Raw genomic sequence first — 14,913 nt, forward strand, 5'->3', positions numbered from 1 at the left:
ACTACTCTATTTTTGTGCAGGTAATGTTCTTGTTAACCAACCTCTTTTGTTAGCGGTAGCGATAGCGTAAGGAGTAATCCAGAATAGAGTAAACGTATAGAATATACTATATGGATACGCCCAGAAAGACTCTGCTACGCTATATCTTTTCGAGTAGAAAAATACTTGAATACTCGAGAAGATAAAAATACTTACTAAAGCAGAAGTGATAAACACTAATGGTTTAGTCGCTATGAAGAATAACATTAAGATTAATAAAGGATAAGCCATTAGTACTCTTAACCATTGGTTTAGCAATAAAATTCTTGGACCTATTGTCGATCCCTCTCTAAACTTCTTAAAAGCAAATTTACTCATAGCAATGTTTTCTCTCACATTACTTCTTTCCCAACGAATAAACATCTTGTATAATGTTCTATACTCTTCAGGAGTATTTGTTAATACATAAGCATTACGTTGGAATAGTACGTGATATCCTTGTTTTAGAATCATATTTGTCATGGCTCTATCTTCACCGATATCAGAAGGTTGTCCCATGAAAGTTTGGTTGATCCAATCTTCTAAACAGTTCATTACAGCTTCTCTTCGATATGCTGCTAATGCTCCTGGGGTACATAGTACTGATCCTAAAGCACTCTGAGCAGAACGAATGAATTCAAAACTGAATACAAAACTTACATTTAGCATTTTAGGAATAACTCCATCCTCTGTATTTAGTACTCTTACATTTCCTCCTACAGCACCACATTTCTCATTGTACACGAATGGGCTAACTAAGTTTCTAAGTGTATCTTTTTTTACAATAGAATCACTATCTACTGTGATATAAACCTCTCCTGTACCTATATTAAAACCTCTGTATAGCGCGTGTCTTTTTCCTTGGTTTTTAGGTTGTTGTAAGATAGATACTCTTTCTCCTAATTCTGCTTTAGCTTTCAACATCCAGTTCCATGTATCATCTTTACTACCATCATCTATAGAAATAATCTCTAATTTCTCTACTGGATAATCACCATTTGCTAAACTAAGTAGGGTATCATATACTAAACGTCCTTCATTATAAGCAGGAACTATAACAGTACATGTTGGTAATTCTTCATCACTTAATGAAGCAACAGGTTTATATCTAAAATAAAGATATACTATATAAAGTAAGAAGCTCATTTGTAAAACAAATAGAACAAGTCCAAAGTTAATTACAGTAGAACCCCAAAATGATTTTAATTGTTCGAAACGTATTCTCTCGAAGTATGGTTGTAATTTGTAAATTAAAAATAATCCTACCCCCATTAGTAAAAATGTACCTCCTAAAACGATATAATCAGTTGTAGATAATGATTTTGTCTTTAAAGGTTTTCCTTCTTGTTTGTCTAAAGGAATTGATTGTGGCGTATTAATCGTTTTGTCGTTTTGCATAACCTTATCTTTTAATATTGTTATACTATTTGCGTGTTTGTTTTATAATTTATTTTTTAGTGTTTGTATTTGAGAATATATCTCATTATAAAAGTTTTATTAACCAAATAGTCACTTAAGTATCTTCAATAGTTGTGCCATCGCTGTTTTAGAGGGTTTGAGCCTCTTTTTAACAAAATAAATGACACATAGTGTAGATTGTTGGGGAATAAAGTGAGGTCATTATACTCTCTTTTATTGTAGAATGGTATTTATTAGGACTCTTGTGGAATAGTACATTTACACATTTTAGTACCTATACTTAATTGATAAAGTAGATTAGAAAGAATATTTAAAACAGTATTTTTGTAAAGCTACTTGTTAGAAAAGGAGTGCAAATAGAAAAGAAAAATAGGATTATGAAAGAAATTATAGGAGATTATAAAGCAGTCTTAGACCTAGGAGAAATGAAACTAGATCTAGTATTGCATATAGAAGATACAGATAAAGTTACTCTAGACTTACCTAGTCAAGGAGCGATGGGAATCGAAATTACCAATATAACTTTTAAAGAAGCCAACTTAAGTTTCTCTGTCGCAGCTATGGGAATGAGCTTTGCAGGGGAGTATATAGAAGATAAAATAGAAGGAAAGATGAATCAAATGGAACAAGAACTACCTCTTGTATTTGAAAAGACAGTGATTACTCTACCAGGAAATCCTTCGTTAGTATCTACAGAAGAAGAATTATCGGTCTTAGCTAATAAAGAACAAGGGGAGTATAAGTATAAGGTAGAAGATTACTTTCAACGTCCTACATCATCTGGATTTCAACTCTCACCTAATGGGAAGTATTTATCTTATAGAGAAAAAGACGAGAAGAATAAACGCCATGTGTATGTAAAAGAGATTGAGACAGGTAATATCATCCGTGTAATAGAAGAAGGAGAAGAGTTGGTAAGAGGGTATGGATGGATTAATGATGACCGTTTAGCGTATGTAATGGATAATGGAGGAGATGAGAACTACCATATATATGCTGTGAATGTAGATGGTACTAATAACATAGATCTAACCCCATTTGAGAAGGTTCAAGCAGGTATTCTGAATATGCTTAAAGAGCAAAAAGATTATATCATTATCACAATGAATCTTGAAAATGCTCAAATATTTGAACCTTATAAGATTAATATCAATACAGGTGAATACGTTAAGCTATTTACGAATGATGATCCATCTAATTCTGTATCTGATTATGATTTTGATAAAGATGGTAATCTTAGAGGATATTCTAAGGTGTACAATGGTATACAGACACAGTATTTTTATAAAGCAGAAGGAGAAACAACTTACCAATTATTTCATACTATAAATTGGTCTGATACCTTCTCTCTTATGGCATTTAATTATGCGTCTACAGATAAAGATGAAGCTTATGTTTTGACTAATTTAGATTCTGATAAACAACGCATTGTACTGTATAACTTTAGAACAAAGTCTGTAGTTAAAGAAGTATATGCTAATGCAGAGTATGACGCTTCTATTATTGGACTTTCTCGCAATAGAAATTGGGAGATAGACTACTTAGGGTACGAAGGCGAAAAAGTTGTGATAGAACCAGTAAGTGAGACTTTTAAAAAGATTAGTGCTGATTTAGACAGACACTTTGGAGAATATGAGTATTCTATAGCAGCTAAGACAGAAAAAGAAGATCGTTATTTGATCATAGTACAGAGTGATAAGCTTTATGGTAAGTATTATAATTATGATAAAGATACAGGTGATGTTACTCTGCTTTACGATCTAATGCCTCAGTTAAAAGAAGAGGATATGGCAGAGATGTTACCTTTCTCGTTTATGAGTCGTGATGGGATTAAACTACACGGATATATTACATTACCTAAATCTGCTAAAGAAGGAAATAAAGTCCCTTTAATTGTGAATCCACATGGAGGACCACAAGGTATTAGAGATAGTTGGGGCTTTAATCCAGAGACACAGTTATTCGCAAGTAGAGGATATGCAACATTACAAGTGAACTTCCGTATATCAGGAGGTTATGGGAAAGAATTCTTTACATCAGGTTTTAAACAAATCGGACGAAAAGTAATGGACGATGTAGAAGATGGAGTACAATACGTTATTGAACAAGGATGGGTAGATGCTTCTAAGATTGCTATTTATGGTGCTAGCCATGGAGGATATGCTACACTGATGGGATTAGTGAAGACTCCAGAGCTGTATACTTGTGGAGTAGATTATGTTGGTGTATCTAGTATATTCACATTCTTTGAATCATTCCCAGAATATTGGAAGCCTTATAAAGACATGGTTAAAGAGATATGGTATGATTTAGATAATGAAGAAGAAAGAGAGATTGCTCGTGAAGTGTCTCCTGTCTATCAATTACATAAAATCAACAAACCTCTTTTCGTTGTTCAAGGAGCGAATGACCCAAGGGTAAAAATAGCAGAGTCTGATCAAATTGTGGAAGCATTAAGAGCACGTGGTTTTGAAGTACCTTATATGGTAAAATATGATGAAGGGCATGGCTTTGCAAAAGAGGAGAACAGTATTGCTTTTTATAAATGTATGATGGGCTTTATCTCAGAGCACTTAAAATAAAGAACAAAAAAATCCCTGTTATACATAACAGGGATTTTTTTATCTATTAATATTCGCTATTAGAGCCGAATACTGTCTTTCTATTCACATATTTACCTCTCGTAAAGTCAGGCATCTCTTGTACCTGACCATGTGCTGCTATAGACTTCTCACTTAGAGGAGTCACTGCATACCAAGTAGCCAAGTCATAAATGTCAAATGGAAACTCTATATTTCTTTTGATACTTTCCACAAAGGCATTGATCATAAAGTAATCCATACCACCATGACCAGCACCTACAGCTTTAGCCTCATTTTTTTTCCACAGCGGATGGTCATATTGCTCTAAGTAGTCTTTAGAGTTAGCCCATTGATGAGAATGATCCATCTCTTTTTCGAAGTAGATAAATCCTTTGTCTAATCCGCCAGAGCTAATCTCTTGCCAGATACCATCAGTACCTTGTACTTTAAAACCTAAATTATATGGGCGTTGTAGAGAAGTATCATGAGTCAATACCATTGTCTCTCCATTCTCACATTTAAGTGTTGTAGTAACGATATCTCCTTGTTTGAAGTTTACTTTTGCATTAGGGTGATCTTGACCACCATTTTCTACGATATATTGATGTAATCCCCTTGCTTTAGAAGCCATAGAAGTTAGGTGAGTGATTCTATTCCCTCTATTGACATTAAACATAGCTGCTAGAGGGCCTACACCATGCGTAGGGTATAGTTCCCCATTTCTATTGACATAATGATCTGTTCTCCATTTCGCTTCACTAAATCCTTTCTCACCAAATTCTACACCTCCACCATAAGGTTGTACCCCATCGTTAAATAAGACATTTCTAAGGTCGTGTTGATACCCTCCAGTACCGTGGATTAATTCCCCAAACTTACCTTTCTTTACCATATTGAAGACAGCCATGATATCACGGCGGTAACACACATTCTCTAACATCATTAGAGGTACCTTTGTCTCTTCATACACATTTACATAATTCCAACATTCCTCTAGCATCATGGCTCCACATACTTCCATACCCACTATCTTGCCTGCACGCATAGCTTCTGTCCCTTGTCTTTCATGCCATTCCCAAGGAGAGGAGATAATAACAGCATCTATATCATTGCGTTTTAGAAGATTTTGGTAGTCATAATCTCCTTTGTCATATACGATAGGTTGTTTTTTATTGTGTTTATCTACGATTTTTTGAGCGCGTTTGATCATTCTGTCATCAGGATCAGCCATTGCGATCACTTCTACATCGTCTCTTTTTAGTAATTCATCTAAGTGCACTTGACCTCTTAGTCCTACAGCGATCATTCCGATACGCACTTTTTTAGTGTTGCTTGAGAAGCTAAATAAAGAAGAAGGTACGATTAATGCACCTATACCAGCCATACTGGTATTTTGAAGAAAAGCTCTTCTATTCATAATAGTTATAGTTAATAGGTTAGAACTCAAAAATAGAAGATAAGAAGGGGAATAAAAAGTAAAATAGTTAATTATTTCTCAAAATATACTTTAGAGCTAGTTTGAGTAAGAGAACTTATGTCAATGGTGTTTGTATAAAGTAACTATGATAGTCTAAAGTAAAATGTAGTACTTTGTAAAAAAGCAAAAGATGAAAATAATCAGAGAAATGCCTATTGTGAAAAGCGATAGACTAGTTTTAAGAGAATTAAGAAGAAGTGATGCTCCACAAGTATTTGAATACTTCTCTAAAGATGAAGTAACAGAATACTATGATCTAGCAACGTTTACGACTGTAAAACAAGCAGAAGAACTGATTCAGATATGGAATGATAGAACAATAAATGGACAAGGTCTTCGATGGGCTATAACTTTAAAGGGAAATGATGAACTAATAGGAACATGCGGATTTCATAGTTTATCATCGGAGAACAGTAGAGCTGAGATAGGATATGAAGTAACTCCTACTTATTGGGGGAAAGGAATAGCTAGTGAAGCTGTAGCCTTAATGTTAGAGTTTGGCTTCACTACATTAGATTTGCATCGTATAGAAGCTTTTATTGATCCTGCGCATGACGCTTCTCGTCGTGTATTACAGAAAAATGGAATGAAAACAGAAGGTGTTCTTAGAGATTACTTTTTTGAGAAGGGAAGATATGTAGATGCAGAGTTACTATCTATACTGACTGATAAATAGGGAGTTATATTTTTTTAGAAAATAAAAAAGCCAATTGTTCATGATTAGATGACCAATTGGCTTTTTAGTATTTAAATTTTTAAAGGGATATGTGACAAATGTAGGGCATTTATAACTAGTATAAAAGCCAAAAATTGTCTTTTTTATAAGATAAAGTTCTTTTATGGATAATAGAGCTTATCTGTGTAATCAAAGGGTAAAAACAAAGCCTTTTGTGCTTTTGTTCTTTTATTAGTTTAAAATTTTCACACCTTTTAAGAATATCCAACGCATACAGATTTTATCTCCTTTATCAGTTTTGAATACTTTAAACTGAGGAGCTAAGATTGTAGCAGTTACAGCACTTGTCAGTGGTAACCAAAAACCACTTAATGCTGTAAAAGTAGAGAATGCTAAACGACATAAAATGAATAGTACAGCAAAACTCAGAAACTGTAAGATGATGGTTTTAGTTGATACACTCATGATTTAATCATTTTTGTTTATATATTTTCCTTTTTTACTTCCTTCGTATAGTTCATATTTTACTAAACGAGCTTCTAGTTTTCCATTGTATAGTTTTATCTTTCTAGAAGGTCTTAATCCTACGAATTTTAAGGCTTCTACATTACCTGTGATGAACCAAGCTTCTGTGCCAGGATAGCCTTGTTTTAATGTATCTCCTACTTCTCTGTAGAAGCGCTCTAGATCTATGTCTAGACGTTCTCCATAAGGAGGGTTAAACACCATGTGTAGTGGGCCTTCAGTTTCCTTTTGAGTATCGAAGAAGTTCGCAGTTTTTATCTCGATATATTCGTCTAAGTTAGCATTTCTTACGTTATCTATTGCTTTTAATACTGCAGAAGGTGCCTTATCATATCCTTTTATTGTATAATGGAACTCGCGTATTCTTTTTAATAGTGACTCTTGTACCTTGTCAAAAAGCTCAGCATCCCAATCATTCCATCTTTCAAAAGCAAACTCTTTTCTATTGATATTTGCAGGGATATTACAAGCAATCATAGCCGCTTCTGTTAAGATTGTACCAGAACCACACATTGGATCCATAAAATCACTTCTACCATCCCATCCTGACATTAATAACATTCCTGCTGCTAACACTTCATTAATAGGAGCGATATTAGTAGCTGTTCTATATCCACGGTGATGTAGAGAGGCTCCTGACGAATCTAGAGATATTGTACACAGGTCTTTTTGTAAGTGGACGTTAATTCTTAAGTCCGGATAATCTTTATCTATACTTGGGCGTACTCCACTTTTATTTCTAAACTGATCTACGATAGCATCCTTTGCTTTTAACGCAACGAATTGAGAGTTGTTAAAGTTATCAGAGAATACTGTAGCGTCTATTACGAAGGACTGATTAGCTGTTAGATACTCACTCCAGTCAATACTTTGAACTCCTTTATATAAGTTTGCTTCATTATATACTGCAAAAGTAGCAATAGGTTTTAGGATTTTTAAAGTTGTACGCAGAGATAGATTGGCTTTATACATAAAACCTTTATCTCCTTTAAAACTTACCATTCTAGTACCCTGTTGTACATTTAATGCACCTAATAATTGTAATTCTTTTGCTAGTACTTCTTCAAAACCAAAGAAGGTCTTAGCCACCATTTTAAAATTTTCCATCTTTCTTCTTATATAAGGAATAATTGACTATTCTGCTTTAAACCAATATACTACGTCTGATAAAAACAGTATAATTTACTACGTTTTTTTCATTATTTCAAGACTATTTTAGTTAGTTATAAAATCCTGATATGTCTGTGATATATGCTAGGTTTAATCCGCAAAAATAAAGTAAATTTGCAGGCTAATTAAAAAGTTTTAAAATAAAAGTATGTCAAAAGAGAACAAAGCTTGGTATAAGTCGTGGTTTGACACCCCTTATTACCATACTTTATACAAAGATAGGGATTACGAAGAAGCACAAGTGTTAATTGATAATTTAACTCATTATTTAAATTTAGAAGAAGGGGCAAAAGTGTTAGATTTAGCTTGTGGCAAAGGAAGACATTCTATATATTTAAATTCTTTAGGCTATGATGTTACTGGAGTAGATCTGTCGCCTAATAGTATAGAAGAGGCTAGCAAGTATGCTACAGATACACTTCATTTTGAAGTACGTGATATGAGAGAGCCTTCTACAGAGAAGTATGATGCTATCTTTAATTTGTTTACTAGTTTCGGGTATTTTCCTGATCCAGCTGATAATATGCGTACATTAGATGCTATTCATCAGAGTGTAAATGAATACGGATTAGCAGTAATCGACTTTATGAATGTGGATAAAGTTATCGCTAATCTAGTACCTTCTGAGGTTAAAACAGTAGACGGAATTGACTTCCATATCACTAGAAAATACGAAGACGGGTTTATTATCAAAGAGATTGTCTTTGATGCAGATGGAGAACACCACGAATACGAAGAACGTGTTAAGGCGTTAAGACTAGAGGACTTTGAAGCGATGATGAATGAGAAAGAGATCTACCTTTTAGATGTTTTTGGTGATTATAAGTTGCGCAAGTTTTATAAAAAAGAATCAGATCGATTAATTATGATTTTCAAATAAGCCGATGGTTTATATTATACCTTTATTATCAGTTATTGTAGGGTATTTAATAGCAGTGCTATTACAGCCCAAAAACAAAAAGAATTTAAAATTGCTAATGGCCTTTAGTGGATCATTCCTGTTAGCATTGACAGTTACCCATTTGTTACCTGATGTGTATGCAGCTAGTGAAGCTGCATCATTAGCAGAACATGTGGGACATAGTCATGATCACGGACACGACCACAGTTCTGGTAATATTGGTTTCTTTATTATGATCGGGATTGTCTTCCAGATTATATTAGAGTTTTTCTCTAAAGGGGCAGAGCATGGTCATGTACATACCCATGACAAATTAGACAAGGTACCTTGGCTTTTATTTATCAGCTTGTGTATCCATGCCTTATTTGAGGGAATGCCAGTGAGTCAGCACGAAGAGTTAGCATGGGGTATAGCGATACATCACTTGCCGATAGCAGTGATATTAACTGCCTTTTTTATTAATGCAAATATGAATAAGAAGGTAGTGCTTTTCTTTATGGTTGTTTTCTCTCTGATGACACCATTAGGAACATTGGTATCTAGTAATGTAGAGTTCTTGACTCAGTATTACGCTGAGATATCTGCTATAGTAGTAGGTATTTTATTCCATATCTCATCGACTATTATCTTTGAGAGTAACGAAGGACATTCATTTAATATCAATAAGCTTATAGCTATAATATTAGGAGTAGTAGCTGCTTATTTTATATAAGTAGAATTATAATAATATGAGGAAGACGATTCGAAAGAGTCGTCTTTTTTATTATAGTTAGTTGAGCGTAAGATCTAAGATTAACTTTCTTTAAATAGAATGTCTAGAGCTTTCATAGAGATAAACATTTTAATACAGTTAAAACTCCTTTTTATTATGGTCGTTTTGTACTACTACAGTAAAAATACTATCCTTTATTTATGATTGCATTATACTCTTTAAAAGCCATTATTAATCGAATAGAAGGTTCCTGTATCGTATAGATAGCGTCAATAAAAACTTCAGCATCTCGTTTAGAAGTAATTATTACCTCATTATTCTTACTATGCTCCTCTTCTTTTTCTTTTATAACTTTGAGAATGAAATCTGTCAAACGTTGGTAGCCACCAAGTACAATATCAGTTTCCACTAAAGCTTGTTGTTCTATAGGCGGAAGTTTATTAAGGATTATATTGTTTTTGTGTATAGTATTCATTTTTAGTATATTATTTTTTTACAAAGGTATCGAATCGAAATAAAATAGTATTCTTTTTTTCTTACGGAGGTATTTTATACGTGTTATAATATGATAAGAATTGTATATATTTGTAATACAAATAAATACAAAGATATACTTATGAGTACAAAGAAACCTAAAAAAGCTGGCTCTTTTCGATTAGATACAGGTCTATATAATCATATAGAAGAATTAGCAAGAAAGAATAATCGTAGTTTTAATAATCTATTAGAAACACTATTGATTAAAGCAACTAATTATCATGAGCCTAATCAGGATAGTATAAATGCTATGAATGAAACTAATTTAGAAACTATTAGCAAAGAAGAGTTTCACGATTTTATTGATAAAATGTAGTGTATGCATCAACTGCAACTTACATCTCAGTTTAAAAAAGATCTTAAGAAAATTAAGAACAATAAGAAACGCTTGAAGAAAGTACTTGATCTTATTGACTTATTGATAGAAGGAGGTGTAGGTAATGTTCCAATTGAAATGAGGCCACATAAATTAATTGGTAATTGGAATGGGCGCTTAGAGTGTCACATCGAATCAGATTATTTAATTATCTGGTTTGAAGAGAAAAATCCAAATATTATCAGATTAGAACGTGTAGGGTCACATTCAGAATTATTTGAATAGTTCTGTTAATATAGGTAGGAAAGATAAAGTATCGATAAGTACTGTACTACGTCATTATTTTTCTAACTAAATGAAGTCCACCTGTGCTATACGCTATATCTATTGGTACGATAGTATTATCTAAGAAGAACTCCCCTTTATTGTATTGGACTATTCTCTCATCAAGGAGGAGTAGATGGTCATTGCCTTCAGTGAGTACATCTAAGTTATGCTCAGTAAGAGGTACACGTTCTATATAATCGATATTACCGTATGTAGAGAGTTGAGGTATAGAGATTAGTTGTTCATTGAGATAGGTAGTATATTTCGTAGCTCCTCCTGGAAAACCAGACCAAGGAAGTGCTTTTCCGATCTCAAATTCTATATTAGTCAAGTCACCTTTAAATAGAAAGAGTTTCTCTTCTAGATCTAAAAATGGGAGTGGTAATGATTTCTTTTCAAATACTTCTTCAGCTTCCCAAAAGTGTACTACCCTATGAGCCCAGTCTACATTGTCATAGTCTTCGGCTAGTAAATCCTCTTCCCAATAGTGCATATACAGTTGTCCTGTTCTGAGTGGGAGTGTAGACTGCTTGAGTGCCTTTTTTTGTTCCTCTGATAGGTCAATATAGACAGTAGGTACTGTTGACACATTCGTAGAGGAGGGTTTGTTTTCTTTTTTTCCAAATAGCTTTGATAGAAATCCCATAGTAAGACAAGTTTATTTATTCTAAACTAAGGATTTTTATTGAGATAATGGTATTTTAACCTCTAAAATCAACAATTATAATCTTCATAAAAATTAATCTGTAAACCTAAGAATTGCTCTAAATCCTCTAAATCATGCTTAATCGTATCGTGTGCTCCTTCAAAGACAGTGACAGCATTACCCTCTTTTAAATTTACAGATAATACGCAGAATCCACCCCCTTTAGCAGGTAGGGTATTCCATAGTGTAAGAGAGTCTATTTCTTCTTTATTAAACGTAATAGCAAAGGCTTTATCCGCAAACCCAATCATATTATTCGGCTTATCTATCCATATAACAGAATTGTTTTTACTCTGTAGCTTTACAAGATCAGGAGTACTTTTGATTCTTTCATTCCTTAGGTAATTCCTTGGTGTAGTAAGGGAATAGTTGAATACATAAGTAGCTGATAATACTAGTTTTGGTGCATATATGTCATCTGATAATAGGTCGGGATAATCATACTTAGTATTGATATTTAGTGAAGTGAAGCTATAAGCTACAGTTCTAAACTCAGGATCATCTATGGTATAGTTTAGTTCGAATGTGATATGATCAGATTCTGCATAGAAGAACAAGTGGTGTTCATTATAAAACGTATAGGTAGCAGTAGAACCTAGGTCGTGCTCTAGAGTCTCTTTTAGTTGATATAAGCTAGTATCAGACCCATCTGTAGCAAAGCATTTAGTATAGTAACTCGTAGGAGCTACATCAGCACGTATATCATCTATATATGTACCTAAATTATCTACAGTGATATTGCCAATGCGTACAGGATAAGTTATTTCTGCATAGAATCCATCCGAATGAATATATTCTTGTGCTAATAACTTTTCTTTAGTCGTGTTCCAAGGCACAAATATTGGCGTGGGAGCTAGAACTTCATAGCCCTTGAGATAATCATGATTAGATGTATTCGTTAGCTTATAATTCTGTTTGTAGGTAGTTCTGTAGAGTTTATATATATTATTTGTTTTATCGTTGAGGTGTTGAATAACCAAGTTGATATCGAAATGAAACTGTTCGGCTAAGTATAGCCACAGTTTTTCTGTACCTACATAATCACCAGGGATGTAGTACTGTCTATCTTGGTAGATGAACATACTTGGCTCACTATAGTCCGATGTCTCTAGATAAATGTATTCTATTTTAGGGATAAGGATTATTTCATCTTCACTCTCATACGATCTATTAGTGATAATAATTTCATTATCTGTTATTCTTATGATTCCTCTATCCTTATTTTCTTTTGGAAACTTACTTTTATGCGAAAACCACCCCATACACTTACAGTTAAAAAGATAAAGGTAGAGAATATCAGTGATTCTCTACCTTTATCCACTAGGTTTTTCATTGTGTTTTATAGGCCATTATCTAGATAGAGAATACTACTAGGATGGAATTCACGATTATTAATCATAATGTATTGGCCAGTTAAGGTCTGCTTTAGATACCATAACTGTCCTATCACAAGGGTAATACTGCTCTCTAACGTATTCTGTATAACCCACTCTTTAGCAGAGAGGATTTCTCCTTTTTTGACAGTGAAGGAAATACTTTCTGTTTTGTGGATTTCTTGATAGTTAAGTTGATGATATTGTATAAATAACTCTACTTTAATCTCAGATGTCTTATCTTCAAAGTTAAAATAGTCATTGATAGTAGAGGTGTCTATACTAATACGTGTTTTATGACTATCTAGTTTCTGAAAAGTAATCGGTAGGGTACAATACTCTCCAAAAGGAGTATTCGTATTAAAGTCAAAACCTACCATCCCGCTTAGATCTGTATTAAAGTAAGTGCGTTGACCTAAAGGAAATACTTCATTATTACGCAGCTGTGCTAATGCAAGCGTGTTCATTCTAAGGTGCATTTTTTTACAATGATTGTTGTTCATTGCGAGTTGGATGAGGTATCTTAATTGCTTATTGCATTTCTGCACCGTACCAAAGTCTGTAGCTGCCTGCTTCGTTTTTTTAGTCTGTTTTTGTTTAGAGGGTTTGCCTTGCATAATGACTTTGTTATCTACTATTCTGAATACAGAGTTTAGATACTTTCCTTGAGGTCTCCCTTTTGCATCAATTTTTGCCATAATTGTTATAATTTATTGGTTATACTTTACTTGCATAGTAGTCTTCATTGACTATTGATTTGGTTCATTTATTATTATGTGAGTCCTACGTGAGATACGTCTCCGTTTTTTTGCTTGATTTAACGGAGTGAGTACGGACTCATAACGGACTCACTACGGACTCAATTCGAGTGAAACCCTACTAGAATACAACCAGACATCAAATGCGATAGCAGATTGTATTCTGTTTTTATTCTTGTTTGTTCTCTTTGCAAAGTTTTGAATTATAAATATGTTTTTTTTTGAGATGGGAAAAAATGGCCACAAATGTCCTAAAATGGCCACAAATGACCTATCTCGACCAAAAATTGATCTATAAAAAAGGCAAAACAGACAGACTTGTCTGTTTTTATTTCTATCTTTGTTTCATGAAAAATAATTCACCTAAGGAGAGGGTATTAGAGGCTGCTACTTTACTCTTTCATCAATATGGATATAATAGCACAGGGATCAATGCTGTGATAGAAGAAGCTAAGGTGGCTAAATCTAGCTTTTATGACCATTATAAAACGAAAGATGATCTAGCTGTAGCGTATCTAAAAGCTAGACATGACTATTGGTTTATGGGACTGAAAGAAGATGTGGAGAAGAAGCGCACGATTAAGGAACGCATCATAGCAGTGTTTACCTATATTATAGAGATGAATGAGAAGGAGGGATATAGGGGCTGTGCATTTCTTAATATGTTGTCAGAGCTACCTGAGCATAAAGGAAAAATTTATGAAGTCATCCATCAGCATAAGACAGAATTACAAGCATATTTTAAGGCATTAGTAACAGATGAGAACAGGGCCTTTATGTTATATATGCTGTTTGAGGCAGGGCTGACAGAGAGTCAAGTCTATCAGAACTCAGCCTGCGTAAAGAAAACAATAGAATTACTAAAACAAGATTTAATCTAAATGAAACGATATATAGCAAAATTTAAAACAACAGAGACTAGTCCACAATCAGCTACTTCTAAACATTCTATATACTCAGGGATAGGAGGTATGTTAGCGATAGGTGTGATAGCCTTTATGACTAAAGAATTAGAAATGCCTTTGATCATGGCTCCCTTTGGAGCGACTTGTGTATTGGCATTTGGAGTACCTGATAGCCCTTTAGCTCAACCTCGTAATATCATAGGAGGTCATCTATTAGCGAGTATAGTAGGACTGCTATGTCTTACTTTTTTAGGAACAGAATGGTATTCTCTAGCAATAGGAGTAGGTGCAGCGATAGGATTAATGCTGGTGACTAAGACTACACATCCACCAGCAGGTGCAGATCCTCTAGTCATTATACTAGGAGGAGCGAGTTGGTCTTTTATTGTTAATCCTGTTTTGGCAGGATCTGTTATTATCACAGTAATAGCCTTGTTATTTAACAATATAAGCAAGCTGAGGAAGTACCCTAAGTATTGGTGGTAATAATCAGATTAATTGCGGTACTATT

The 14,913-nt window shown here is 33.9% G+C and carries 16 protein-coding genes; 8 read left to right on the plus strand and 8 right to left on the minus strand.

The features are described from left to right. Positions 1–6 precede the first annotated feature (6 nt). Complete coding sequence (locus RT228_RS08170) at positions 7–1,416, minus strand: glycosyltransferase (RefSeq protein WP_006256740.1); 1,410 nt, start codon at positions 1,414–1,416, stop codon at positions 7–9. A 398-nt stretch (positions 1,417–1,814) separates the two neighbouring features. Between RT228_RS08170 and RT228_RS08175 the strand changes: the two genes are divergently transcribed. After that, positions 1,815–4,019 carry an alpha/beta hydrolase family protein gene (locus RT228_RS08175; protein WP_006256739.1) on the plus strand — a complete coding sequence of 735 codons (2,205 nt, stop codon included), beginning with the start codon at positions 1,815–1,817 and terminating at the stop codon, positions 4,017–4,019. 46 nt (positions 4,020–4,065) lie between these two features. On the opposite strand, the gene RT228_RS08180 is transcribed toward RT228_RS08175, so the two are convergent. Beyond that, positions 4,066–5,436: a Gfo/Idh/MocA family protein gene (locus RT228_RS08180; RefSeq protein WP_006256738.1), complete on the minus strand. Its 1,371-nt coding sequence runs from the start codon at positions 5,434–5,436 to the stop codon at positions 4,066–4,068. A gap of 190 nt (positions 5,437–5,626) precedes the next feature. Between RT228_RS08180 and RT228_RS08185 the strand changes: the two genes are divergently transcribed. After that, positions 5,627–6,172, plus strand: a complete 546-nt coding sequence (locus RT228_RS08185) for a GNAT family N-acetyltransferase (protein ID WP_006256736.1) — start codon at positions 5,627–5,629, stop codon at positions 6,170–6,172. Between the two features lie 231 nt (positions 6,173–6,403). Here the strand turns inward: RT228_RS08185 and RT228_RS08190 are convergent, their stop codons facing one another. Beyond that, on the minus strand, positions 6,404–6,637 hold the full coding sequence (locus RT228_RS08190; RefSeq protein ID WP_006256735.1) for a hypothetical protein: 234 nt from the start codon (positions 6,635–6,637) through the stop codon (positions 6,404–6,406). A 3-nt stretch (positions 6,638–6,640) separates the two neighbouring features. Beyond that, positions 6,641–7,789, minus strand: coding sequence for a class I SAM-dependent RNA methyltransferase (locus RT228_RS08195; RefSeq protein ID WP_006256734.1), 1,149 nt, complete (start codon positions 7,787–7,789; stop codon positions 6,641–6,643). 226 nt (positions 7,790–8,015) lie between these two features. Here RT228_RS08195 and RT228_RS08200 point away from each other — a divergent pair, with 226 nt between their 5' ends. Both RT228_RS08200 and RT228_RS08205 read left to right on the plus strand, forming a co-directional pair. Further along, positions 8,016–8,747: a class I SAM-dependent methyltransferase gene (locus tag RT228_RS08200; protein ID WP_006256733.1), complete on the plus strand. Its 732-nt coding sequence runs from the start codon at positions 8,016–8,018 to the stop codon at positions 8,745–8,747. Between the two features lie 4 nt (positions 8,748–8,751). Then, complete coding sequence (locus tag RT228_RS08205; protein WP_006256732.1) at positions 8,752–9,480, plus strand: ZIP family metal transporter; 729 nt, start codon at positions 8,752–8,754, stop codon at positions 9,478–9,480. A gap of 187 nt (positions 9,481–9,667) precedes the next feature. Here RT228_RS08205 and RT228_RS08210 read toward each other — a convergent pair whose 3' ends face one another. Further along, entirely contained in the window at positions 9,668–9,955 is a 288-nt protein-coding gene (locus tag RT228_RS08210; RefSeq protein WP_006256731.1) for a DUF1778 domain-containing protein, read from the minus strand. A 141-nt stretch (positions 9,956–10,096) separates the two neighbouring features. Between RT228_RS08210 and RT228_RS08215 the strand changes: the two genes are divergently transcribed. Continuing rightward, positions 10,097–10,333 carry a hypothetical protein gene (locus RT228_RS08215; protein WP_006256730.1) on the plus strand — a complete coding sequence of 79 codons (237 nt, stop codon included), beginning with the start codon at positions 10,097–10,099 and terminating at the stop codon, positions 10,331–10,333. A gap of 3 nt (positions 10,334–10,336) precedes the next feature. Beyond that, positions 10,337–10,618: a type II toxin-antitoxin system YafQ family toxin gene (locus RT228_RS08220; protein ID WP_006256729.1), complete on the plus strand. Its 282-nt coding sequence runs from the start codon at positions 10,337–10,339 to the stop codon at positions 10,616–10,618. A gap of 46 nt (positions 10,619–10,664) precedes the next feature. Here RT228_RS08220 and RT228_RS08225 read toward each other — a convergent pair whose 3' ends face one another. The 3 genes from RT228_RS08225 to RT228_RS08235 all read right to left on the minus strand — a co-directional run bounded on the left by RT228_RS08225 (position 10,665) and on the right by RT228_RS08235 (position 13,437). Beyond that, positions 10,665–11,306: a hypothetical protein gene (locus tag RT228_RS08225; protein WP_006256728.1), complete on the minus strand. Its 642-nt coding sequence runs from the start codon at positions 11,304–11,306 to the stop codon at positions 10,665–10,667. A 68-nt stretch (positions 11,307–11,374) separates the two neighbouring features. Then, positions 11,375–12,628 (minus strand): hypothetical protein, encoded by a 1,254-nt coding sequence (locus RT228_RS08230; RefSeq protein WP_006256727.1) that lies wholly within the window; start codon positions 12,626–12,628, stop codon positions 11,375–11,377. 77 nt (positions 12,629–12,705) lie between these two features. Further along, positions 12,706–13,437, minus strand: a complete 732-nt coding sequence (locus RT228_RS08235) for a hypothetical protein (protein ID WP_286420658.1) — start codon at positions 13,435–13,437, stop codon at positions 12,706–12,708. Between the two features lie 407 nt (positions 13,438–13,844). On the opposite strand from RT228_RS08235, the gene RT228_RS08240 reads away from it, so the two are divergent. Together RT228_RS08240 and RT228_RS08245 are read left to right on the plus strand one after the other, a co-directional pair. Beyond that, a complete protein-coding gene (locus RT228_RS08240; protein WP_230486143.1) occupies positions 13,845–14,378 on the plus strand; it encodes a TetR/AcrR family transcriptional regulator in 534 nt (177 codons plus the stop codon). Next, complete coding sequence (locus RT228_RS08245) at positions 14,379–14,888, plus strand: HPP family protein (protein WP_006256723.1); 510 nt, start codon at positions 14,379–14,381, stop codon at positions 14,886–14,888. The last annotated feature ends 25 nt before the right edge of the window (positions 14,889–14,913 follow it).

The organism is Myroides sp. (assembly GCF_032073645.1).
GTDB classification, from domain to species: domain Bacteria; phylum Bacteroidota; class Bacteroidia; order Flavobacteriales; family Flavobacteriaceae; genus Flavobacterium; species Flavobacterium odoratimimum.